Raw genomic sequence first — 20,891 nt, forward strand, 5'->3', positions numbered from 1 at the left:
TGATCCTCCTATTTACCGTTCACCATAGATAACATCTAAACAAAAAGCGCAGGGTTCGTTATTTTCTCGTCGTTTACCATATTCAAAATTGCAGACGTGAAACCCTTCTTCATATAGTTTTTCCAAATTTTGCCGTGACTTTGACAATTGCGGCTCGGCGCTGTTATTGAGACTTTCGTTATGCTCCGAACGCAACACCTCACGCAAATGCTGATTTTCAATTTTTAATTCAGCGTTCTGTTCTAATGTTTGGGTCACTTCGTCTTGAACCTGCTCAAACTTCGAGATCATCTTTACCATTTCAGCCTGTAGGTCTTTCAACTCTTCGTAAACATCCCGCTTTGCCAAGATTGCACCTCTTTAATTATTCAATATGTACTGAATGTCCTGTTTAAAGAACATCCGCTATTTCTAGGCATCTTGTTTCATATCACCCAGAATTCGCAGGGTCAGAGTTTCTAAAATGCTTTGAATATTCATGTTCCCCGCCAGGGCTTTTTTAGTCTCCAGCACGGCTGTTAAAATCGCTAATAGTTGGCTTCTAGTCAGTAATTGTACCATTGCGGTCATTGCTGCCTGCAGTTCCGGAAATGCTGATTGAGCAGCATCAGCGTGGTACTTGATCTGCAATGTATATTGCCAAAGAAGTACGATTGCATCCAAAATCACCGCTTGGTGATCCCGGTCATGAGCCAGTGGCATGAGACCCGTTTGAACCGTCACAAAAGCCATATCATCATGCTTGGCAAGCTGCCCAAACCAACGACTCAATTCGTGCTGACAATTAGCCAGCCAGTCATCCGTCATAAGCTGCTGAGCAACATCCAGACTATTGGTCAGCCCCGTCAGTAATGGAATCTGATTCTCGGAAATTTGATGCTCACGCAGCGTCTCTGCGAACGCCTTTGAAGACAGTGGCGGAAATTCGACAATCTGCGTTCGGGATAGAATGGTAGCTAACATCATGCTCTTATTGGTCGTTAATAAAAAAATGACCCGGTTAGCCACGGGCTCTTCAATGAATTTCAGCAATCCATTAGCAGCATTAGTCGTCAGCGTTTCCGCCCCTTCAATGATAAATACCTTAGTGGACCCCTCCACTGGGCTTTTAGAGAACTCATCCTTAATATAACGAACCTGATCGACTTTGATCCGCTGGCCATCCGGTTCTACAGTCACAACATCAGGATTATCCCCCGCCAAAATACGGCCGCATTCTGGACAATGACCGCATGGCATACCATCTGCATTCGGGTTTTCACAAAATAACCGCATGGCAACGACCTGTGCAACTGCTCTTTTGCCACAGCCGGGTAACCCGGAAAAGAGGTAAGCATGGCTGAGTCGATTAGTGGTCACAAGGTGAATAAAATGCTTCATTAAATGTGGCTGTTTATTTTCAGCTTGTTCAATTAGATTTTGTTCTGTCAAAACCTGCCTCCACTAATCCTAGAATTTATGAAATTGTTCGATAGGTAAAACGAAAACGGTGGCACCGCCCACTTGAACTTCAACTGGGTAGCCCGAAGTCGCTTCAAGCTGGGTATCAATATTAACGGGTGGCGTCATAAACTGCTGGCGCGTTCTTGACGTTTCATGAATAAGGTCAAGAACTTCCTGCACCCGTTTATCTTCAATTCCGATCATATAAGTCGTGTTACCGGACTTCAAGAAACCGCCTGTTGTTGATAAACGAGTCACCCCAATACCAGCTTTAACGAATTCAGTGCGGAGACGGTTAGCATCTTTATCTTGTACGATTGCAATCACTAACTTCATACACGATCCCTCTTTCTCTCAGACTAACGCTGGTTCATTTTACTTGTAATCAAGGCCATCGCCTGATCGATAACATCTGCCACTGGTTGGGTAGCATCGATTGTTACGATCCGTTCTGGAAACTTCTCTGCTAGCCGCAGGTAAGCTGCCCGGACACGCTTATGGAAACTAAGTGCTTCTGCATCAAGCCGATCAACGTTTTTACGATGAGCTTTGATACGGGCTAACCCAACTTCAGATGGAACATCGATATAGATGGTTAAATCAGGTGTCAGTCCCTCAGTTGCAAACTGGTTCATCTGGTAAACCGCCTCTTCACCAATTTGCCGTCCAGCCCCCTGATAGGCAACTGAACTGTCGACAAATCGATCACACAAAATGATCTTGTCAGCTGCTAAAGCGGGGCGAATCGTTTCTTGAATAAGTTGGCGACGCGAAGCTGCGTATAGTAGGGCTTCGGTGCGCACGTCCATTTGCGTATTTTGAGGGTCTAAAATAATGTTTCGAATGGCTTCCGAAATCTGATTACCTCCCGGTTCACGGGTAACCAAAATATCATGCCGCTTTGCTGCTTCAAACCGTTCAGCAATCGCAGTTAGAACCGTTGTTTTTCCGGCGCCATCTGGTCCTTCAAATGAAATAAATAATCCTGTCAAGTTGGTTACCTCGATTACAATAAATTGTGGTGAGGGGGCTAAAAATAGTAACGCACAGCCACTCTCTCAGTTGGTGCGACACATGCAATTGTACTTGATTAGAGCAGGGGAATCAAGCGCTTAGCAGGGGAATCATTGGCTTTGAAACAACGAAAAAAGCCGTGAGATTTACCGACTTAAAATCGGTAAAACCACAGCTTTTATTTTAATGGTCAAAGACTGATGCCTGAATATGATCGCCACGGACATGACGTAGACGTGCTTCTCGGTATAAGAAAAGGTATTTTTGTCGAGCTAACGCCGTTTGCGCTGTAATTTCTTCATCGACGTCTGCAACCGCAATTTCAGTTTGCTTTGCTTGATCCCATTCTTCTTTAGCCCGTTCGATCGTCATCAATAATTTGTCATCGAACTGCTGTTTAATGTGTTGCTTTCGTGCACCAAACATGTCGTCACTTCCTTACATTTCAGTTCGGCCTTCCACTGCTTTATACAATGTCATTTCATCGGCATACTCAATATCTGATCCCACTGAAAGGCCATGAGCCAGCCGAGTTACTTTAATCCCTGCAGGCTTAATCAACCGCGACAAGTACATCGCCGTTGCCTCACCTTCCGGCGTAGCGTTTGTGGCCACAATAACTTCTTTGACGGCTTGATTGGTCTGCAACCGTTTCAGCAAGCTGGACATATTTAAATCTTCAGGCCCCTTGCCCTCAATTGGCGATAAAACACCGTTTAAAACGTGGTATAAGCCGTGATATTCCTTCATCTTTTCCATGGTCATAATATCTTTAGCTTGTTCAACCACCAAAATCTGACTCTGATCACGGGTTTTATCACGACAAATATCACATGGGTCATTTTCAGTTATGTTACCGCAGATCGAACAAAAATGCAGGTCGCGCTTAGCTGAAATCAATGATTTTGCAAAGCGGGTAACATCATCATTAGCCATATCTATAGTATAAAAGGCCAAGCGTGTAGCCGTTTTTTGCCCGATTCCTGGCAGCTTCATATAACTATCAATAAGTTGTGCAATTGGTTCTGGGTATTGCATTGCTGCCGTTCACTCCTTTAAGTCAACTACATACCTGGTATGTTGTTCGTGTACTTACCTAAGGTTTGCTTGCCGTCCGCATCAATTTGTTTAAGCGCCGAATTAACCGCGGCTAAAACGAGATCGCTTAACATATCAGGATCGTCAGGGTCAATTGCCTTAGGATCAATTGATAAGTCGGTCATTTCACGTTTACCACTAAAAGTCGCTTTAACCATCTCATCAGGAGAAACACCGGTGTAGGTCTTAGCTTCCATCACTTTTTGCTCTTCAGCCAACTTCTTTTCCATTTGCTTCATTTGCTTCATCATATTGCCCATGTTACCCATTCCACGCATCATAGTTAATTACCATCCTCTGTTAGTTTAATCTGATTTAATGTCGACCACATCATCACCGAACAACGCTTTCGCCTTATCGACAACGGGCGTCGTGTTCGATTGAGATGCATCGGCGTTGTCGTGGTTCTCTTCTTCCGGCGACTCTGTGTCCTGGTTCTCTTGACCCGCCACTTGATGTTGCTCCAAGTAAGTCTTGCGAATTTGCGGCCATTGATCAGTCGGCACGAATACTAAATTTGGTACCTTATGTGTTAGGCGATCTAACCCATTTTCAAGGGCATCGTTTAGTTCTTGATCCGCATTAGCACGCTGCTGCAGGAAAGCATAGTCGAAGGCAATAATTGCACCATCTGGACTAGCCGCCACCGGCTTCGACACGCCCATAATGGAACGTTGCGGGATCGATAAAATATTCATCAGATCCGGCCACACTTCTTGTAAAGCAGAAAGATCCTGACGGGTTGCCGCCCCTAAAATCGGGTATACCTGACTCAAATTAACTTGCGTCCGCTTTGGCTTGGCGACTGTTTTCACTACCGCTGGGCGCTTAGCTTGTGCTGTCTTAGCAACCGGTGCCTGCTGTAAATTGGCCACCTTTTTCTTCAAACTGCTGACTTCTGCTTCTAGGCGAGTGATGGCATCATTGTCCACCTGACTTGTTTGCGCAACGGCTGTCGGTTGACTCTGGCGCCCTGCTAGCCGTACCGTAAGGACTTCCAGATAAACATCTTCATGAGTCGTAAACCGCATTTGCTGTTGAATATCATTTAAGTCATCAATGATATCGTACAGCTGTTGCGGCTTTATCTCAGCTGCCAGCTGCTTGAAATCAGAATCTACTTGATCCATCTCAATCTGAGTCACCAGTTCTGGTGATTGCTGGTACAGCAATAGATCCCGAGTCAGATTGACCAGGTCTTCGGTGAATCGTTCTGGATCTTTACCTTCATCTAAGATCTCTTGAATCGTCATCAGTGCTTTTTGAGTATCCTGATGGTTGACTTGAGTTAAGTACGTCACCAACAATTGTTTTCGAACCGCACCGGTCACCAGCAAGGCATTATCTAGTGTGACCTTATCATCACCAAAGGAAATAACCTGGTCCAAAATACTAAGCGCGTCACGCATGCCGCCTTCAGAAGCTTTGGCAATCACTTTCAGTGCCTCGTCTTCATAGGACAGGCCCTTTTCCTTTAGAATATAAACCATCCGTGACAAACTATCCTTAGCTTGAATCTGCTTAAAGTCAAACCGCTGAGTCCGCGAGATGATGGTTGCGGGAATCTTATGCGGTTCAGTAGTCGCAAGAATAAAAATGACGTTAGCTGGCGGTTCTTCCAAAGTCTTTAGCAAAGCGTTAAAGGCCCCCGTGGAGAGCATGTGAACTTCGTCAATGATATAAACTTTATACTCCGCTTCTGTTGGTGCATACTTGACCTTATCACGAATATCCCTGATCTCTTCTACCCCATTATTGGAAGCAGCATCAATCTCAATCACATCATTGAGTGTTCCCTTTGTGATTGCCTTACAAGTTTCACATTGATTGCAGGGCTCACCGTCTTCTTGGTGCTGACAGTTCACCGCCTTGGCAAAAATCTTTGCCATCGAGGTCTTACCCGTTCCCCGCGGCCCGGCAAACAGGTAGGCATGACTAATTTGTTTAGTTTTAACGGCGTTTTTCAGAGTTTGGGTAATTAATGTTTGTCCAATAACTTCATCAAAACGCTGTGGCCGCCACACCCGGTATAAGGCTTGGTAACTCATGACTATTTCCCTCGATTCTTTTTGGGTTATCTCTTAGAACTCACTGATAAACATTATATAGTGTTTATTCATCAAATACTACACATTCGGACCGTTAAAAATTGTATAAGAAGAGGACGGTAACAAAACTAAACGTTTTGTTCCGCCCTCGTTAAAATCATATCAACTTGGAGCACAAAGTCACTCATACTTAGTGCTGCTTCCTTCCGGACCTGACACGATTCGTAAGGTCACCCTTGCCCCAAGGCCTTGCGGCAATTTCTACTTTACCATATTTAAAAACCGAATGCCAGCCAAAATCCGATTAAGGTTATGGTTTATTAGCCCGCTGTTGCTTTTTTCTTAGCTTGTTTCGTTTTCTAGCCGCTTTAAAGAAGGTTTTTAACACTGCCCCAGCCTGAGAGGCTAGCACGCCTTCTTTTACGGCCACTTGATGATTTAGCCGTGAATCCCCTAACACACCATACAGCGTCGTCACTGCCCCAGCCTTAGGATCGCGGGCACCAAAAACAACTCTGTCGATGCGTGAATTAATAATGGCGCCGCTGCACATAATGCAAGGTTCCAAGGTCACGTACAGGGTACAGTCCACTAATCGCCAGCTGTGCAACTTTTGGTTAGCTTCAGTAATCGCCATCATCTCAGCATGATCAGCAGCTAATTGACTATGTTCCCGTAGATTGTGACCGCGCCCGACAATCTTGCCCTCATGGACGATCACCGCACCAATTGGGACTTCCCCAATCAGGGCTGACTTGTGGGCTTCTAACAGTGCTTCTCGCATATAAACTTCATCCGTTTCGATCAGGCCGACCTCCTTTAACCACTATCCCTATTAAAAAAATATTTTTTTGCTGACTTAAAGTAACCGTGATTACCGTCCCTACCCCATATTTGGTGTTTGCGTTTTTACCCAAACACCAAATATGGGGGTCTTTAGGTTGAATTTTTTGCTGACTGGTGTAAACTCTATTTATCGAGATTACATAGGAGTGTGGTTCACATGACAAAAGTAACGATTTATTCACGGAATAATTGCATGCAATGCAAAATGACAAAGCGATTTTTAACTGAACATCACGTTGATTTTATTGAACACAACATTAACGAAAATCCGCAGTACGTTGATTATCTCAAGGACCGCGGCTTTCAATCTCTGCCCGTCATTGAAACTGCTGATACACAGTTTAGCGGCTTTAGACCAGATAAATTACAGAAACTGGCCATTTAACATACGCAGGTGTTAAGGTGGCGTATTCTGGATACCAGAAAACGTCACCTTTTTTATTTTACTTAATTTGACCTTAATAGAAAAGAGTGAGTTTGTAAATGAGTTTAAAAGACCTTCAAGATGTCACTTATTATGATCTTAACAATGAAATTAACATTCCAGTAAAGGGCCAGATCCCACTGAATAAAGATCAAGAAGCCCTTCAGGCTTTTTTAAAACAAAATGTTGAACCAAATACCAAAAAATTCGATTCATTGCAGGACCGTTTCAATTACCTCTTGGAAAACAATTATATTGAAACGGGTTTCTACAACAAATACAAATTTTCTTTTATTGAATCATTATACGACTATTTAAAATCAGAAAATTTCCATTTTAAGTCTTTCATGGCAGCCTACAAATTTTATGCGCAGTACGCCTTACGGACAAACGATAACGACTATTACCTAGAAAACTATATTGATCGCGTTGCGCTAAACGCACTGTACTTTGCTGACGGCGACGAGCAGTTAGCCATGGATTTGGCTGACGAAATGATCCATCAGCGTTATCAACCAGCTACTCCCAGCTTCTTAAATGCTGGCCGTAAGCAACGTGGCGAATTAGTCTCGTGCTTCTTAATTCAAACAACCGATAATATGAACACCATCGGTCGAACAATTAACTCAGCGTTGCAACTTTCCCGAATTGGCGGCGGTGTTGGGATTAACTTATCCAACTTACGTGGCGCCGGTGATCCGATCAAGAATATTGAGGGTGCTGCCAGCGGTGTTGTTCCCGTTATGAAGTTATTAGAAGACAGTTTTTCCTATTCTAATCAGCTCGGCCAGCGTCAAGGTGCCGGTGTTGTTTATCTCAGCGTATTCCATCCAGACATTGTCGCTTTTCTATCTGCTAAAAAAGAAAACGCCGATGAAAAAATTCGGCTTAAGACCCTTTCACTTGGGATCACTGTGCCTGACAAATTTTATGAACTGTGCCGGGATAATCAAGAGATGTATCTCTTCAGTCCTTATGACGTGGAGCGCGAATATGGTGTCCCATTTAGCTACGTCGATATTACCAAAGAATATGACAAGATGGTTGCCAATGACGCCATTCACAAAAAGAAGTTACCTGCCCGTGAACTAGAAACTGAAATTGGTAAACTGCAACAAGAATCTGGCTATCCTTACATTATTAACATTGATACAGCCAACCGGGATAATCCCATTGATGGCCGTATCGTGATGAGCAATCTTTGCTCCGAAATTCTCCAAGTACAAACACCATCAACTGTCGACAATACCCAGACTTACGTTCAATTAGGCCGTGACATTTCTTGCAATCTAGGCTCAACCAATATCGTTAATTTAATGGCAAGTCCAGACTTTGGTCACTCGGTTGAAACGATGGTTCGGGCACTCACTTTCATCACTGATCACTCTGATATTGATGTTGTGCCATCCATCCAAAATGGTAACAAGCTTGGCCATACGATTGGCCTCGGTGCGATGGGACTTCACAGTTTCTTTGCTAAAAACCAGATGATGTACGGTGACCCAGAAACCGTTGAATTTACTAATATTTACTTTATGCTGCTGAATTACTGGACGTTAGTTGCCTCTAATCAGATTGCTAAAGAACGTCACACGACTTTCTATAACTTTGAAAAAAGCGCGTATGCAGACGGCAGTTATTTTGACAAATACACCAATCAAAAAGGTGACTTTATCCCTCAATCTGATAAAGTCAAAGCACTCTTTAAAGATACGTTTATACCAACAGCTGAAGACTGGCAAAACCTTAAGGAAGCAGTAATGAAAGACGGTTTGTATCATCAAAATCGTTTAGCAGTCGCGCCTAATGGGTCCATCTCTTACATCAACGATACCACGGCCAGCCTGCACCCCATTATCAACCGAATCGAAGAACGTCAAGAAAAGAAAATTGGTAATATTTACTACCCAGCACCCTATCTATCAAACGAAACGATGCCTTACTATAAGTCAGCTTATGACACTGACATGCGTAAAGTTATTGACGTCTACGCTGCCGCTCAGCAACACGTGGATCAGGGAATGAGTATGACGCTCTTCATGCGTTCGACCATTCCTGAAGGCCTATATGAATGGAAAAATGGCCGAACTAATAAAATGACAACTCGTGATTTAAGCATTTTAAGAAACTACGCCCATAAAAAGGGCCTTAAGTCAATTTACTATGTTCGAACATTTACGGATGACGAAGGCGAAATTGGTGCCAATCAATGTGAGAGTTGCGTCATTTAAATCTTACTAGCAAGCATCATCACGTAATTAGACGTTAAAGGAGCTTAATAATGACAGAATCATATCACGCAATAAACTGGAATGCTGTGGACGATCAAATTGATAAGGCCACTTGGGAAAAGTTAACGGAGCAGTTTTGGCTAGACACCCGAATCCCCCTATCAAACGATTTAGACGATTGGCGGGAGCTTGATGATAATCATAAATGGGTCGTTGGTCACGTTTTTGGTGGTTTAACCCTTCTGGACACCCTGCAGTCTCAAGACGGCATGGCCTCACTCAGAAAAGATACGAAAACTCAACATGAAATGGCCGTTTTAAATAACATTCAATTCATGGAATCAGTCCACGCTAAAAGTTATTCTTCAATCTTCACAACCTTAAATACGCCAGATGAAATCGATGAAATTTTTAACTGGAGCGATACTGAAGAATTTCTTCAAAACAAAGCGTTACGAATCCGGGATCTCTATCATGACGATAATCATCCGCTAAAGAAAAAAATCGCCAACGTTTTCTTGGAAACTTTCCTCTTTTACTCCGGCTTTTTCACGCCACTTTATTACCTCGGCCACAATAAATTAGCTAACGTAGCCGAAATTATCAAACTCATTCTCCGGGATGAATCTGTCCATGGCACTTATATTGGCTATAAATTTCAAATTGGCTTCAATCAACTAGGTGAAAATGAACAGCAAGAACTAAAAGACTGGATGTTTAACTTCTTGTACGAACTCTACGAGAATGAAGAGAAGTATACCCACCTTGTTTATGATCAAGTCGGCTGGACTGATGAAGTGCTGTCCTTTATTCGCTATAACGCCAATAAAGCCCTCATGAACCTGGGTCAAGATCCGCTCTTCCCCGATACAGCTGATGACGTTAATCCAATCGTCATGAACGGTATTTCAACGTCAACCGCTAACCATGACTTCTTCTCTCAAGTCGGTAATGGTTACCTGCTTGGTAACGTGGAAGCCATGCAAGATAGTGACTACGATATTTAAGTTTCAAGATAGAAAAACCCAATCAGGGATGATGCCTTTGAAATAAGGGCATCATCCCTGATTTTTGATTATCACGATAAGTAATGGATGGGCATCGCTTCAAACTAGATTAGCTCTGTAAGGCCAGAAATCCATTCTCGAGCAATTTCAAAGCTGAAGCTGAGCAATAGTGCTCTAACTATTTGTAAAGCTCAAGCACAGCCAAATTTTAGCCTCTTTGATACGAAAGAATACAAAAAAGCACTGTGCAATTGCACAGTGCTTTTAAAACGGGCTGCCTTAAATTACTTAAGGGTAACCACGCCACCAACTTCTTCAAGCTTAGCTTTAAGATCGTTGGCTTCGTCTTCTGAAACGCCTTCCTTGATAACTGAAGGTACGTTGTCAACAAGACCCTTAGCATCCTTTAAACCAAGACCAGTGATCTCACGGACAGCCTTGATAGCTTTAACCTTTTGGTCACCTGATTCAGTTAATTCAACGTCGTATGAATCCTTAGCAGCACCTGCATCGGCACCACCAGCAGCTGCAGCAACTGGAGCAGCAGCAGAAACATCGAATTCGTCTTCGATTGCCTTAACAAGGTCGTTTAAATCTGAGATTGACGCTTCTTTTAATGAAGCGATGATAGCATCTTTATCAAAAGCCATTTTTGTTTCCTCCATTTTATATTGAAATAGTTAGTTGTGTTACAGAGTTAGGCAGCTTCACCTTCACCCTTGTCAGCGATTGCCTTAACCGCACGCGCAATTTTACGCATAGGATCAGACAAGGCACTAGCAAGCATTGACAACAAGTCTTCACGGCTTGGCATCGTAGCATATTCGTTGATTTCATCAAGAGTAGCAACTTTACCTTCAACCATACCACCCTTAAGACTCAAGGCATCGTGGCTGTCAGCAAACTTCTTCAAAATCTTGGCAGGTGCAATTGCATCTTCATCAGAAAAGGCAACAGCAGTTGGGCCAACAAACGTATCGTTCAAGTCTGCATAACCGGCTTTTTCTGCAGCACGGGTCAAAATCTTGTTCTTGATGACACTCATCGTAACACCGGCTTCACGTAATTGCTTACGCAAGTCAGTGACTTCGGCAACCGTTAAACCACGGTAGTCAACGACGATAGCTGATTGAGCGTTGTTAAAACGTTCAGTGGCTTCTTCGACTGCCTTAGCTTTGATTGCAACAGTTTCTTTACTCATTAGTTTCACCTCCTGAATTCTTTTAGGAATAAAAAATCCCTATGTCCGCCAGGCATAGAGAGAAATGTAAAACTAAATTCACATCTTCCTCGGCAGGTAGATTGAGGCTTTCGCCACCTGAGTCTTGGGCAGAACAAATATCAACTTGTTAAGCATACAGAATACTTGAACAAAAGTCAATACGGGATTTCCTATTTAATTAAAGGGAAGCAACATCAACGTTGACACTTGGGCCAAAGGTTGATGAAATGGATACGTGTTGTACGTAAGTCCCTTTAACAGCTGCAGGACGGGCTGAAACAACCACGTTCGCAATTGTCTCCAAGTTTTCAACTAACTTGTCAGAATCGAATGATACTTTACCCACAGGAACTGCAACGTTACCGTCACGGTCAGTCCGGTAAGTAACCTTACCAGCCTTAGAATCGTTAACAGCCTTCGTTACGTCCATGGTAACAGTACCAGTCTTAGGGTTAGGCATTAAGCCCTTAGGTCCAAGAACACGACCTAAACGACCAACTTGGGCCATCATATCTGGTGTTGCAATTGCAACATCAAAGTCCAACCAGCCATCTTGGATCTTGGCAACTAAGTCGTCTTCACCAACAAAGTCAGCGCCAGCGGCTTCAGCTTCCTTAGCCTTGTCACCCTTTGCAAATACAACAACAGTCTGATCTTTACCAGTACCGTTAGGCAGAACAACTGCCCCACGGAGCTGTTGGTCAGCTTGCTTTGTATCTACGTTAAGCTTGAATGCAATTTCAACAGTTGCATCAAACTTAGCAAAATCAATTTTCTTAACTAAATCAACAGCTTCATCAAGCGAGTAGTTCTTTTCAGCTTCTACTTGCTTGACAGCGTCTTGATACTTTTTACCTCTTTTATGAGCCATCTTGTGAATTCCTCCTTGCAAATGTGGTTATAACGGCTTGGCCTCCCACTTGATACATTTGCTTTAACAAAGTATCCGTAGTGTTAGTAGCTGGGATTAACCTTCTACAGTGAAGCCCATGCTACGAGCAGTACCTTCAACCATGCGCATAGCTGCTTCTACGTCAGCAGCGTTTAGGTCTTGCATTTTGGTCTCAGCGATTTGCTTAACTTGATCCTTGGTTACTTTAGCAACCTTTTTCGTGTTAGGCTCGCCTGAACCGTGTTCAACACCGGCGGCCTTCTTTAAAAGAACGGCTGCTGGCGGAGTCTTAGTAATGAAGTCGAATGAACGATCCTCATAAACCGTGATAACAACAGGAATAATCATTCCAGCTTGATCGGCTGTACGAGCGTTAAAATCCTTCGTAAAGCCCATAATGTTAATCCCGGCTTGGCCCAATGCTGGACCAACTGGTGGAGCTGGTGTTGCTTTTCCCGCAGGAATTTGCAATTTAACAATGTTAGCTACTTTTTTAGCCACGAGACATACCTCCTTGAGTCCGTGTTGTGGTAAATGGAGAGCAGATTTCTCCTCCCACACGTGTATGCAGAACATACTCATATAAACTACCACAATTATAGTGACTTGCCAAGCAATTCTTCAGATTATTTAAATAACTGGATCAACTTGGTCGAAATTCAGTTCAGCGCTAGTTTCACGACCGAACATGTTGATATTAACCTTGAGCTTACCTTTTTCATGGTCGATCTCGGTAATTTTACCTTCCATGCCTGAAAAGGCACCATCGACGATCTTAACCGTATCATCAACATCAACGTCAAGATCTTCATGACGGCTGCTCATGCCTAATCGCTTCAAAATTAGTTCAACTTCATCAGGAAGCAACGGGGTTGGCTTTGAGCCCTGACCGTGAGAACCGATAAATCCGGTAACACCTGGTGTATTCCGAACGATATACCAAGCATCATCCGTCATCACCATTTCAACCAAAACGTAACCAGGGAAGGTTTTATCCATCTTGATTTTTTCTTTACCGTTTTTAACCTCACGTTCCTCTTCTTCTGGGACAACTACCCGGAAAATGTAGTCTTGCATTCCCATTGATTGGGCACGTGATTCCAAGTTCATCTTTACTTTGTTTTCATAGCCAGAATAGGTATGAAGGACATACCATTGCTTTTCAGCTGATTCAACCATTTTGTTCCATCCTTTCCTAAAGGGACTAATACAGTCAATTAATCAAAATAAAAAAACTCCGACCGCGCGAAGTTTTCAACAAAACCTATTATAGCATAGATTACCGTCTAGTGGCATTAAGCCAAGAACTTTAATCCGATTTGAACCAGATAGTCAATAATCCCTAAAAAGATCGCCATGGACACAGCAACAACAATCACGCTGCTGGTATCCTTTCGGGTCTGTTTAGCATCAGGCCAAGAGACCTGTTTCATTTCGTCTTTAACAGCAACTAAAAATCTAAAAAAGTGCATGAGCCCCTCCTTACACCGGGTAACAACGCGTTACCGGGTCTCCCGATGTAACGTATGCTTACCACAATACTTACAGTATTTTTTTACTTCAAGTCGAACTTTACGATTAGGACTAGCCGGGACAGTATAGTTCCGGGATCCACAGACAGAACATGCTAACGCAACCTTCTTTTGAGCCACGTCTAACACCTCCTTATAGCAAGCTTCATGATAGCATTTACTTAAAGCGCGTGTCAAGCAATGTCACAGTTCTAGTCAGCCTGCTTACGTAAACGAAGCTTTCTTTTGATCCGTTCATTGGCGTTGTGAAACTGTATGCCATCAAGCTGAAACCGTTCGCAGATTTGCGCTTCAGTCTCACCAGATAATAAAGCGATTAAAACCGATCTTTCCATCTTTGACATATCTTTCTTAACCGTTTCAAACAGCTGTTGCTTAAAAATGACTAATCCTTCAGAGGAAAATAGTTGCTCATCCGCTAAAGTATCTGCAAAATAACTCGGATTAGCATCAATTGAAGAAACTGGTCCCGTTGCTTTCCGCTTTTTGGCATTGAGTCGCCGAGCACAATCACGCCGACAGTTAAGCAACGCCGCCTTCAGATATGAACCAAAAGCGTGTGTCCTTGTCACGTCAAAGCGATTCACAACTTCCCAAATCACAATTCTTGATTCTTGCATCCAATCTGAAAGCTCTAATCCCTGTAGATAAAAGCGCTTTTGGATGCTTAAAATCAGCGGCTTATACCGGTCCATCAACTCTTGTAACGCACTTTCACTACCTTCACGTGCCATTTCTACCAGTGTCCAATCCGCTTGATCTTTGACGAGCATGTTGTTTCCTCCGTTGGCTTAGTTAAGCATTGGAAACAATATAACAGGCGAGTGAACTGATGTATACCAAACAGAATTCCCAATTATACATTAAAAACACAACCGGTTTCGACTTTTAGACCAGTAATGCGACTGCATCACTATTTATAGAGCTAGTCCAAAATCTTAAACCGGTTGTGATTGATGAGCTTTTTTCCAATTAATTATCTGGGTGATGATTCTCGCCCAAATGATCACGCAATTGTTCTAATTTTGATAGCTGGCCGTCATCCCAAGGCGAACGGCGGACCTGCCCTTGGTCGGCAAATTTAACGGCCTGGGTGTGAACTTCCTTGCGGGTCCGATTAATATCAGTCAGCAATTCTCCCGCTGGAATTCGCAGCGCCCCCGCCGAAAAAACGGTCCACTGTTCAGCCTGATCACTGGTAGCGACAGTCACCTGCGTAAACCGTGTCTGTTTTTGCTTGGTCAACGCCTCAATATACTCATCAGCAGTCTGGTCTTGCCCGGTCCAAACGACCTCAAGTCCGTAATGGTCGTACTTTTTGGACATCCCGGGAACGTACATGGCATCAAAGACCACGATCATTTCAATTCTTTGGTACTTATGATATTCCGATAAAATCGATAATAAGTTATCGCGAGCTTCTTCCAAGCGTCCCGACAGCTTTAAGCGATTTAAATCCGGCCAGTTACCAATCATATTGTAGGCATCAACAATTAAGATATCTTTTTTCAATAACCTCACCCAATTCGTTTAATTCAGCGGGTGACGGGAAGAAAAGGCTTGATACATCAAAAGGCTAGCTGCCACACTGGCATTTAAACTTTGAACGTGTCCTACCATTGGAATTGTTAGCATCTCATCCACTGTCTTTTTCAACAGAGGAGAAATTCCCTTACCTTCATTACCGATAATAATGCCAACTGGTCCCTTAGCATCAAAGCGTCGGTAATCGGTCCCATTCATATCCGTACCAAATACCCAAAGCCCGCGGTCTTTCAATTCTTTGACCGTGTTGACTAAGTTAGTAACCCGAACAACCGGAACGTGTTCAATAGCACCCGTTGAAGTTTTCGCAACCACTCCAGTTAGGCCAACCGAACGCCGCTTAGGAATAATAATCCCATGCGCTCCTACAGCATCAGCAGTTCGCATGATCGACCCTAAGTTATGCGGATCATTGATATTGTCCAGAATAAGGAAAAATGGTGCTTCATCCTTCTCCTTTGCGCGTTCGAATAAATCATCGATACTGGCATACTTATACGCTGAAACAGCTAACACAACGCCTTGATGATTCTCACGCGGTGCTAGTCGTTCAAGCTTTGACTTAGGCACCATTTGAATCACCAACGATCGCTTTTTAGCTAACTTGATGATTTCACCGATCAGTTCGTTCTTTAAACCGTCTTGAATAAAGACTTTGTTGATTTCCTGATCACTTTTTAAAGCCGTAATTGCTGGATGGCGGCCGAAAATAAATTCAGAAGGTTCTTCTGGTGTCTGTTCATTATTTCTCATTTGGTAATCTCCCTGCTTCTACCTGCTCAATGCACCACTGTGCCATTTCAGCTAACCGGTCCTGTTGGTCACTCAACGTTAAATAGCCAAAAACGGCTTCAAATCCCGTTGAGATTCGGTACGTCATCACACTGGTGTTTTTAGCATGCGTGTAACTTTTAGCGTTACGGCCGCGCTTAAAATAGTATTCCTCTTCTTCAGTCCAGAAGCCATCTGCATCCATCAGTGCAATCAGTCCAGCTTGCGCTTTCGCAGAAACATACATGGTTGCCTTGTGCTGTAACTTATTCGGCCTCGTTAGCCCCTGTTCGATCAAATGACGTCTGATAAAAACTTCATAGGCTGCATCGCCCATGTAAGCCAGTACGACGCCATTCAATTGCCGATAATCTTGTTGTGCTTGTTCGCTCATTCGTTTCCTTTCCCATCGTCTCTGTGCCAGCGGGTTCCCTGAGGCGTATCCTCAAGAATGATCCCCTGAGCCTTCAACTGTTCACGAATCTCATCACTGCGTTCAAAGTTACGGTTCTGACGTGCAGCTATCCGTTCCTTGATCAGTGCTTCAATTCCGTCATCATTTAGTGTTTCTTGCTTAAATTTAATGCCAAAAATATTCACTAATTCCGTCAGCGTCTTCAGAATAAAGGTCAAACTATCCTTGAAGACAACTGGCCGTTCAGCGTAAACGTTACCAAATTTAGCAAGTTCATAAACTTCGGTGATCCCGTTTTGGACGTTGAAATCATCGTCCATTTGATCAACAAAGTCAGCTTCAATTTGCCGAATTTCTTGTTCAACTTTAGGATCACTGCCCGGTTCTGCATCCTTTAGTCGATACGTTAAATTATTGAAGGCAGTTTGTAGCCGTTTCAAATTGTTGGCAGCATCATCTAAATTGCCCTGGGTATATTGAATTGGCCGGCGATACTGGGTAGTCGCCATAAAGAACCGCAGAACTTGAGGATCGACCGTCTTCAAAATATCGTGGACGGTGACAAAGTTACCCAACGATTTACTCATTTTTTCGTTGTCATCGCCGACGGTTACAAAACCGTTGTGCAGCCAGTAATTAGCAAATTTCTGGCCGGTTTTTGCTTCACTCTGCGCAATTTCGTTTTCATGGTGTGGAAAAGTTAAATCCTGGCCACCACCATGAATATCAAACGTATCGCCTAGATACTTCGTCGACATCACTGAGCATTCAATGTGCCAGCCCGGCCGGCCTTTACCCCACGGTGAATTCCAGGAGATTTCATCTGGCTTAGCCGCCTTCCAAAGGGCAAAGTCCACGGGATCCTCTTTACGATCGACTTCCTCTGGATCAACGTGCTGACTAGCACCAACTTCAAGGTCATCAATGTTTTGATGGGACAGTTGACCGTAATGGGCAAATTTGCGGGCCCGATAGTAAACGTCACCTTCGGATTCGTAGGCATAGCCCTTACCAATTAAGTCCTGAATAAATTCAATAATATCTTTAATGTTTTCAGTGGCCCGGGGATGCTTAGTGGCTGGTTCAATGTTCAGCGCTTTTGTATCCGTCATAAAGGCCGCAATAAAGCGTTCGGCGATTTTAGGAACCGTCGTGTGAGCTTCCTTAGCGGCTTTAATCATTTTGTCGTCAACATCCGTAAAATTAGAAATATATTTAACGTGATAACCCTTATATTCAAAGTAACGCCGAATGGTATCAAATGCGATAGCACTGCGCGCATTGCCAATATGAATGTAATTGTAGACAGTTGGACCACAGACGTACATTTTTACGATTCCTGAAGTAATCGGTGTAAAGACTTCCTTTTGTCGTGTCAGTGTGTTGAATACCTTAAGCATGTGCGGACTCCTCTCTGGTTAATCGTAAGTATATTTTATCATAATTAAGCCATGTGCCTACATTTTTAACGACATCATTACAATTAATTAGGAATCCTGCCCTCAAAACGTCCAGAAACGACAAGAGGGCTGGTTGCAGATCTGCTCACCTGCAATCAAGCCCTCTAAGTTGCTATTTCAGTTGTGCCAAAGTCTGAGCGACGTGCTCTAAGGTTTTGTCACGACCAACTAATTCAATTGATTCTGGTAATTCTGGTCCATGCATTTCGTGAGTAACGGCAATTCGGATTGGCATCCAAAGCTTTCGGCCCTTAATACCAGTGTCCTTTTGAATGGCCTTAATCGTTGCTAAAATTTGAACCTTATCAAAAATAGGCAACTGTTTAATTCGTTCAGAGAATTCTTTCAAAACAACGGGTGCTGTCTCGTTGGAAATTTCTTCCAGCGCCTCACCACTCACTTCTTCAGGTTCCTCAAAGAAGACACTTGCCATGTCATTGATCTGAGCCATATAACTCATTTGCTGCTTGTAAAGATTGATCAATTGACGGGCCCATTCAAGGGTCTTAGCATCTGGATTTTCCGGTACATTACCAGCTTGAATCAGCTGTTGCAGTGCTAGATCAACTACAACGTCTTCATCAGAAGATTTAACGTATTGGTTGTTGATCCATTCCAGCTTCTTCTTATCAAAAGTAGCTGGTGATTTGCTTAACCGCTTTTCATCGTACATCTTGACAAATTCTTTGAGTGAGAAGATTTCGTCTTCACCAACTGGTGACCAGCCAAGCAAGATAATAAAGTTCAGCAGTGCATCTGGCAGGTAACCTAACTTACGGTACTGTTCGATAAATTGAAGAACCGTTTCATCACGCTTGGATAACTTTTTACCCGTGTCTTTGCTAATGATTAAACTCATGTGTCCAAACTTAGGCGCATCCCAGCCAAAGGCTTCGTAAATCATTAATTGTTTAGGGGTGTTGGCCACGTGGTCATCACCACGGAAAACGTGTGAGATCTTCATCAAATGGTCATCCAAAACAACGGCAAAGTTGTAAGTAGGAATACCATCCGCTTTAACGATGACAAAATCGCCACCAATCGTGTCGGAGTCAAAGGAAACCTTACCCTTCACCATATCATCCCAAGCATAAGTCTTATGTTCTGGAACGTGAAAACGAATAACTGGCTTTAAGCCTTTTACTTCAGATTCAGCCATTTTAGCTTTGATCTCATCATCTGACATACCGGCGTATTCATATTCATAGTGAGGCATTTCGTGACGAGCACGTTGCGCTTCACGATCTGCTTCAAGTTCGTCTTCAGTGCGGTATGACTTGTAAGCTTTACCTTCATCCAACAACTGCTGGATATAAGGTTTATAAATATCAAACCGTTCTGATTGACGATATGGACCGTAGTCACCTGGTTTATCAGGACCCTCATCCCAATCAAGTCCTAACCAGCGCAAATTGTCTAGCTGACTCTTTTCACCATCAGCAACATTCCGTTTCGTATCGGTATCTTCGATTCGGATAATAAACTTGCCTTTGTAGTGACGCGCAAATAAGTAATTAAATAGTGCTGTCCGTGCGTTACCAATATGCAAATGTCCTGTAGGACTAGGAGCATAACGAACGCGAATTGAATCATTTGCCAATATCTATTCCGCCTCTTTCAAATATTTCGATTAGACTTGGTCCGTCAATAAAGGGATACACCGATTGATGCATCCCCTTGTTAACGCACACTGCATACAGTATTTCAGTGTACCAAAGAATCAAACTCTTTTTAAGTGTACAATGGAACCTCAAAAAAGAAAAGTTAGTTCGACTTCTTCTTATTATTTTTTTGCTTACCGGACCCGTTTTGATTCAAATTTTCGTTTTCCTCATTGATTTCATGAGTTGAATGCGCAGGCTTAGCAAAGATCATCCGCCCTGCATCCGTTTGGATAGCTGACGTCACAATGACATCCAGATGCTCGTTTAGATAGAACCGGCCGTCCTCTACAACAACCATTGTCCCATCATCTAAGTAAGCAACACCTTGCTGACGCTCCGTTCCGTTCTTAACCACCATGACATCCAGGTGTTCACCCGGGATAACCCGCGGCTTCAATGCATTAGCCAAGGCGTTGATATTGAGCACTTGGACTTTCTGAAATTCAATGACCTTATTGAGGTTGTAATCGTTAGTGACAATGACACCATTGACTTCTTTTGCCAAGCGAATCAGTTTGCTATCAACTTCGGCAATGTCATCATAGTCCCCTTCGTACATTTCAACTGGGATGATGTTTTCTTCGCGCAGCTTATTCAAAATATCCAAACCGCGGCGGCCGCGAACCCGTTTGATACTGTCACTAGAATCGGCAATATATTGCAGTTCATATAAAACAAAGTTCGGAACTAATAGTGTCCCTTCAATAAAACCAGTCTTGACCAAATCATAAATTCGGCCGTCGATCAAAATATTCGTGTCCAATATTTTGTAATGGTGGTAGTTTTCATCAATTGGCCGATCAATGATGCTTTCACTGTCATCCTCAGTTTTCTTGGTCCGAAAAACAAACAGTTTTCGCCATTCATCGCGTTTGGTGGTTCCTAAGCGGAAACCCAACCAACCAAATAAAATCATGAGGATAATCGGAACGACACCACTAAAGATTGGTGAGTTCAACCTGTAAAGCGGGGTGGAAATTAAAATTGCAAAAACTAATCCGACGATGGTCGACATACTGCCAAATAATAAATACGCCGGGCTCTTAGACGTTAACGATTTCTCAAATTGATTGATTAAGCGCTCGATGTAACCAGAAAAAATAAAGGATAATAGCCAAAAAACTAGCGCGCCAATAATCGCATTTGAAATCTCGTTGTTAAACCAAGTCTGGGATGAATAACCAAAAACCGCCCAAATAAGTGGCGAATAAACAACGCCAAGACCGATACCAATAAACGCAAAAATTCCTTGAATAATGATTCTTTTTCTATTCATTCA

The 20,891-nt window shown here is 43.1% G+C and carries 26 protein-coding genes, 1 other RNA gene and 1 other annotated feature; of the genes, 3 read left to right on the plus strand and 24 right to left on the minus strand.

Features of this window, described 5'->3' with window-relative positions; translation table 11 throughout:
• Nucleotides 1-12: 12 nt before the first annotated feature.
• The 10 genes from IWT5_RS08895 to tadA all read right to left on the minus strand — a co-directional run bounded on the left by IWT5_RS08895 (nt 13) and on the right by tadA (nt 6,411).
• A complete protein-coding gene (locus IWT5_RS08895; RefSeq protein WP_089109607.1) occupies nt 13-348 on the minus strand; it encodes a DNA replication initiation control protein YabA in 336 nt (111 codons plus the stop codon).
• 63 nt (nt 349-411) lie between these two features.
• Nucleotides 412-1,431 carry a DNA polymerase III subunit delta' gene (gene holB / locus IWT5_RS08900; protein WP_089109608.1) on the minus strand — a complete coding sequence of 340 codons (1,020 nt, stop codon included), beginning with the start codon at nt 1,429-1,431 and terminating at the stop codon, nt 412-414.
• 18 nt (nt 1,432-1,449) lie between these two features.
• Nucleotides 1,450-1,779 carry a cyclic di-AMP receptor DarA gene (darA, locus tag IWT5_RS08905; protein ID WP_089109609.1) on the minus strand — a complete coding sequence of 110 codons (330 nt, stop codon included), beginning with the start codon at nt 1,777-1,779 and terminating at the stop codon, nt 1,450-1,452.
• Between the two features lie 23 nt (nt 1,780-1,802).
• A complete protein-coding gene (gene tmk / locus IWT5_RS08910; protein WP_089109610.1) occupies nt 1,803-2,435 on the minus strand; it encodes a dTMP kinase in 633 nt (210 codons plus the stop codon).
• Between the two features lie 205 nt (nt 2,436-2,640).
• Nucleotides 2,641-2,883 (minus strand): YaaL family protein, encoded by a 243-nt coding sequence (locus tag IWT5_RS08915; protein ID WP_089109611.1) that lies wholly within the window; start codon nt 2,881-2,883, stop codon nt 2,641-2,643.
• 12 nt (nt 2,884-2,895) lie between these two features.
• Complete coding sequence (gene recR, locus IWT5_RS08920; RefSeq protein ID WP_089109612.1) at nt 2,896-3,495, minus strand: recombination mediator RecR; 600 nt, start codon at nt 3,493-3,495, stop codon at nt 2,896-2,898.
• Nucleotides 3,496-3,521: 26 nt separating this feature from the next.
• Entirely contained in the window at nt 3,522-3,836 is a 315-nt protein-coding gene (locus IWT5_RS08925) for a YbaB/EbfC family nucleoid-associated protein (RefSeq protein ID WP_191981303.1), read from the minus strand.
• A 24-nt stretch (nt 3,837-3,860) separates the two neighbouring features.
• A complete protein-coding gene (gene dnaX / locus IWT5_RS08930) occupies nt 3,861-5,603 on the minus strand; it encodes a DNA polymerase III subunit gamma/tau (protein WP_089109613.1) in 1,743 nt (580 codons plus the stop codon).
• A gap of 161 nt (nt 5,604-5,764) precedes the next feature.
• Nucleotides 5,765-5,851, minus strand: an RNA gene (gene ffs, locus IWT5_RS08935) — signal recognition particle sRNA small type.
• 62 nt (nt 5,852-5,913) lie between these two features.
• A complete protein-coding gene (gene tadA / locus IWT5_RS08940) occupies nt 5,914-6,411 on the minus strand; it encodes a tRNA adenosine(34) deaminase TadA (protein ID WP_089109614.1) in 498 nt (165 codons plus the stop codon).
• Nucleotides 6,412-6,606: 195 nt separating this feature from the next.
• Here tadA and nrdH point away from each other — a divergent pair, with 195 nt between their 5' ends.
• From nrdH to nrdF, 3 genes are all read left to right on the plus strand, one after another.
• On the plus strand, nt 6,607-6,834 hold the full coding sequence (gene nrdH, locus IWT5_RS08945; RefSeq protein ID WP_089109615.1) for a glutaredoxin-like protein NrdH: 228 nt from the start codon (nt 6,607-6,609) through the stop codon (nt 6,832-6,834).
• Nucleotides 6,835-6,932: 98 nt separating this feature from the next.
• Nucleotides 6,933-9,104, plus strand: a complete 2,172-nt coding sequence (gene nrdE / locus IWT5_RS08950; protein WP_089109616.1) for a class 1b ribonucleoside-diphosphate reductase subunit alpha — start codon at nt 6,933-6,935, stop codon at nt 9,102-9,104.
• A 50-nt stretch (nt 9,105-9,154) separates the two neighbouring features.
• The gene (gene nrdF / locus IWT5_RS08955; protein WP_089109617.1) at nt 9,155-10,111 is read left to right on the plus strand and encodes a class 1b ribonucleoside-diphosphate reductase subunit beta; all 957 of its coding nucleotides are present in this window, start codon (nt 9,155-9,157) and stop codon (nt 10,109-10,111) included.
• A 284-nt stretch (nt 10,112-10,395) separates the two neighbouring features.
• Here nrdF and rplL read toward each other — a convergent pair whose 3' ends face one another.
• The 14 genes from rplL to IWT5_RS09025 all read right to left on the minus strand — a co-directional run bounded on the left by rplL (nt 10,396) and on the right by IWT5_RS09025 (nt 20,888).
• The gene (gene rplL / locus IWT5_RS08960) at nt 10,396-10,761 is read right to left on the minus strand and encodes a 50S ribosomal protein L7/L12 (protein ID WP_089088228.1); all 366 of its coding nucleotides are present in this window, start codon (nt 10,759-10,761) and stop codon (nt 10,396-10,398) included.
• A 47-nt stretch (nt 10,762-10,808) separates the two neighbouring features.
• On the minus strand, nt 10,809-11,312 hold the full coding sequence (gene rplJ / locus IWT5_RS08965) for a 50S ribosomal protein L10 (protein ID WP_089109618.1): 504 nt from the start codon (nt 11,310-11,312) through the stop codon (nt 10,809-10,811).
• Nucleotides 11,313-11,333: 21 nt separating this feature from the next.
• Nucleotides 11,334-11,459 (minus strand) — a sequence feature (ribosomal protein L10 leader region).
• Nucleotides 11,460-11,511: 52 nt separating this feature from the next.
• Nucleotides 11,512-12,204 carry a 50S ribosomal protein L1 gene (gene rplA / locus IWT5_RS08970; protein ID WP_089109619.1) on the minus strand — a complete coding sequence of 231 codons (693 nt, stop codon included), beginning with the start codon at nt 12,202-12,204 and terminating at the stop codon, nt 11,512-11,514.
• Nucleotides 12,205-12,300: 96 nt separating this feature from the next.
• On the minus strand, nt 12,301-12,726 hold the full coding sequence (gene rplK, locus IWT5_RS08975; protein WP_089109620.1) for a 50S ribosomal protein L11: 426 nt from the start codon (nt 12,724-12,726) through the stop codon (nt 12,301-12,303).
• A 129-nt stretch (nt 12,727-12,855) separates the two neighbouring features.
• A complete protein-coding gene (gene nusG / locus IWT5_RS08980; protein WP_089109621.1) occupies nt 12,856-13,404 on the minus strand; it encodes a transcription termination/antitermination protein NusG in 549 nt (182 codons plus the stop codon).
• Between the two features lie 116 nt (nt 13,405-13,520).
• Nucleotides 13,521-13,697, minus strand: a complete 177-nt coding sequence (gene secE / locus IWT5_RS08985) for a preprotein translocase subunit SecE (protein WP_089109622.1) — start codon at nt 13,695-13,697, stop codon at nt 13,521-13,523.
• A gap of 30 nt (nt 13,698-13,727) precedes the next feature.
• Entirely contained in the window at nt 13,728-13,877 is a 150-nt protein-coding gene (rpmG, locus tag IWT5_RS08990) for a 50S ribosomal protein L33 (protein ID WP_089088234.1), read from the minus strand.
• 71 nt (nt 13,878-13,948) lie between these two features.
• Nucleotides 13,949-14,530, minus strand: coding sequence for a sigma factor (locus IWT5_RS08995; protein WP_089109623.1), 582 nt, complete (start codon nt 14,528-14,530; stop codon nt 13,949-13,951).
• 199 nt (nt 14,531-14,729) lie between these two features.
• Nucleotides 14,730-15,269 (minus strand): NYN domain-containing protein, encoded by a 540-nt coding sequence (locus IWT5_RS09000; protein ID WP_089109624.1) that lies wholly within the window; start codon nt 15,267-15,269, stop codon nt 14,730-14,732.
• An 18-nt stretch (nt 15,270-15,287) separates the two neighbouring features.
• Nucleotides 15,288-16,055, minus strand: coding sequence for a 23S rRNA (guanosine(2251)-2'-O)-methyltransferase RlmB (rlmB, locus tag IWT5_RS09005; RefSeq protein ID WP_089109625.1), 768 nt, complete (start codon nt 16,053-16,055; stop codon nt 15,288-15,290).
• Nucleotides 16,045-16,467 carry a Mini-ribonuclease 3 gene (locus tag IWT5_RS09010; RefSeq protein ID WP_089109626.1) on the minus strand — a complete coding sequence of 141 codons (423 nt, stop codon included), beginning with the start codon at nt 16,465-16,467 and terminating at the stop codon, nt 16,045-16,047. Before IWT5_RS09010 ends, rlmB begins: the two co-directional genes overlap by 11 nt.
• Nucleotides 16,464-17,888 (minus strand): cysteine--tRNA ligase, encoded by a 1,425-nt coding sequence (cysS, locus tag IWT5_RS09015; protein ID WP_089109627.1) that lies wholly within the window; start codon nt 17,886-17,888, stop codon nt 16,464-16,466. The genes IWT5_RS09010 and cysS overlap by 4 nt, the downstream gene beginning before the upstream one ends.
• A 172-nt stretch (nt 17,889-18,060) precedes the next feature.
• The gene (gene gltX / locus IWT5_RS09020) at nt 18,061-19,548 is read right to left on the minus strand and encodes a glutamate--tRNA ligase (RefSeq protein WP_089109628.1); all 1,488 of its coding nucleotides are present in this window, start codon (nt 19,546-19,548) and stop codon (nt 18,061-18,063) included.
• Nucleotides 19,549-19,712: 164 nt separating this feature from the next.
• A complete protein-coding gene (locus IWT5_RS09025) occupies nt 19,713-20,888 on the minus strand; it encodes a PIN/TRAM domain-containing protein (RefSeq protein WP_089109629.1) in 1,176 nt (391 codons plus the stop codon).
• Nucleotides 20,889-20,891 lie beyond the last annotated feature (3 nt).

Origin of the sequence: Secundilactobacillus mixtipabuli, from assembly GCF_002217925.1 — a bacterium.
GTDB lineage: Bacteria > Bacillota > Bacilli > Lactobacillales > Lactobacillaceae > Secundilactobacillus > Secundilactobacillus mixtipabuli.

What these genes read in the sequence shown, in the direction of transcription:
- darA (WP_089109609.1), bottom strand. Translation starts at nt 1,779, where the DNA reads ATGAAGTTAGTGATTGCAATCGTACAAGATAAAGATGCTAACCGTCTC.
- IWT5_RS08915 (WP_089109611.1), bottom strand. Translation starts at nt 2,883, where the DNA reads ATGTTTGGTGCACGAAAGCAACACATTAAACAGCAGTTCGATGACAAA.
- recR (WP_089109612.1), bottom strand. Translation starts at nt 3,495, where the DNA reads ATGCAATACCCAGAACCAATTGCACAACTTATTGATAGTTATATGAAG.
- IWT5_RS08925 (WP_191981303.1), bottom strand. Translation starts at nt 3,836, where the DNA reads ATGATGCGTGGAATGGGTAACATGGGCAATATGATGAAGCAAATGAAG.
- dnaX (WP_089109613.1), bottom strand. Translation starts at nt 5,603, where the DNA reads ATGAGTTACCAAGCCTTATACCGGGTGTGGCGGCCACAGCGTTTTGAT.
- nrdH (WP_089109615.1), top strand. Translation starts at nt 6,607, where the DNA reads ATGACAAAAGTAACGATTTATTCACGGAATAATTGCATGCAATGCAAA.
- nrdE (WP_089109616.1), top strand. Translation starts at nt 6,933, where the DNA reads ATGAGTTTAAAAGACCTTCAAGATGTCACTTATTATGATCTTAACAAT.
- nrdF (WP_089109617.1), top strand. Translation starts at nt 9,155, where the DNA reads ATGACAGAATCATATCACGCAATAAACTGGAATGCTGTGGACGATCAA.
- rplL (WP_089088228.1), bottom strand. Translation starts at nt 10,761, where the DNA reads ATGGCTTTTGATAAAGATGCTATCATCGCTTCATTAAAAGAAGCGTCA.
- rplJ (WP_089109618.1), bottom strand. Translation starts at nt 11,312, where the DNA reads ATGAGTAAAGAAACTGTTGCAATCAAAGCTAAGGCAGTCGAAGAAGCC.
- rplA (WP_089109619.1), bottom strand. Translation starts at nt 12,204, where the DNA reads ATGGCTCATAAAAGAGGTAAAAAGTATCAAGACGCTGTCAAGCAAGTA.
- nusG (WP_089109621.1), bottom strand. Translation starts at nt 13,404, where the DNA reads ATGGTTGAATCAGCTGAAAAGCAATGGTATGTCCTTCATACCTATTCT.
- secE (WP_089109622.1), bottom strand. Translation starts at nt 13,697, where the DNA reads ATGCACTTTTTTAGATTTTTAGTTGCTGTTAAAGACGAAATGAAACAG.
- IWT5_RS08995 (WP_089109623.1), bottom strand. Translation starts at nt 14,530, where the DNA reads ATGCTCGTCAAAGATCAAGCGGATTGGACACTGGTAGAAATGGCACGT.
- rlmB (WP_089109625.1), bottom strand. Translation starts at nt 16,055, where the DNA reads ATGAGAAATAATGAACAGACACCAGAAGAACCTTCTGAATTTATTTTC.
- IWT5_RS09010 (WP_089109626.1), bottom strand. Translation starts at nt 16,467, where the DNA reads ATGAGCGAACAAGCACAACAAGATTATCGGCAATTGAATGGCGTCGTA.
- cysS (WP_089109627.1), bottom strand. Translation starts at nt 17,888, where the DNA reads ATGCTTAAGGTATTCAACACACTGACACGACAAAAGGAAGTCTTTACA.
- IWT5_RS09025 (WP_089109629.1), bottom strand. Translation starts at nt 20,888, where the DNA reads ATGAATAGAAAAAGAATCATTATTCAAGGAATTTTTGCGTTTATTGGT.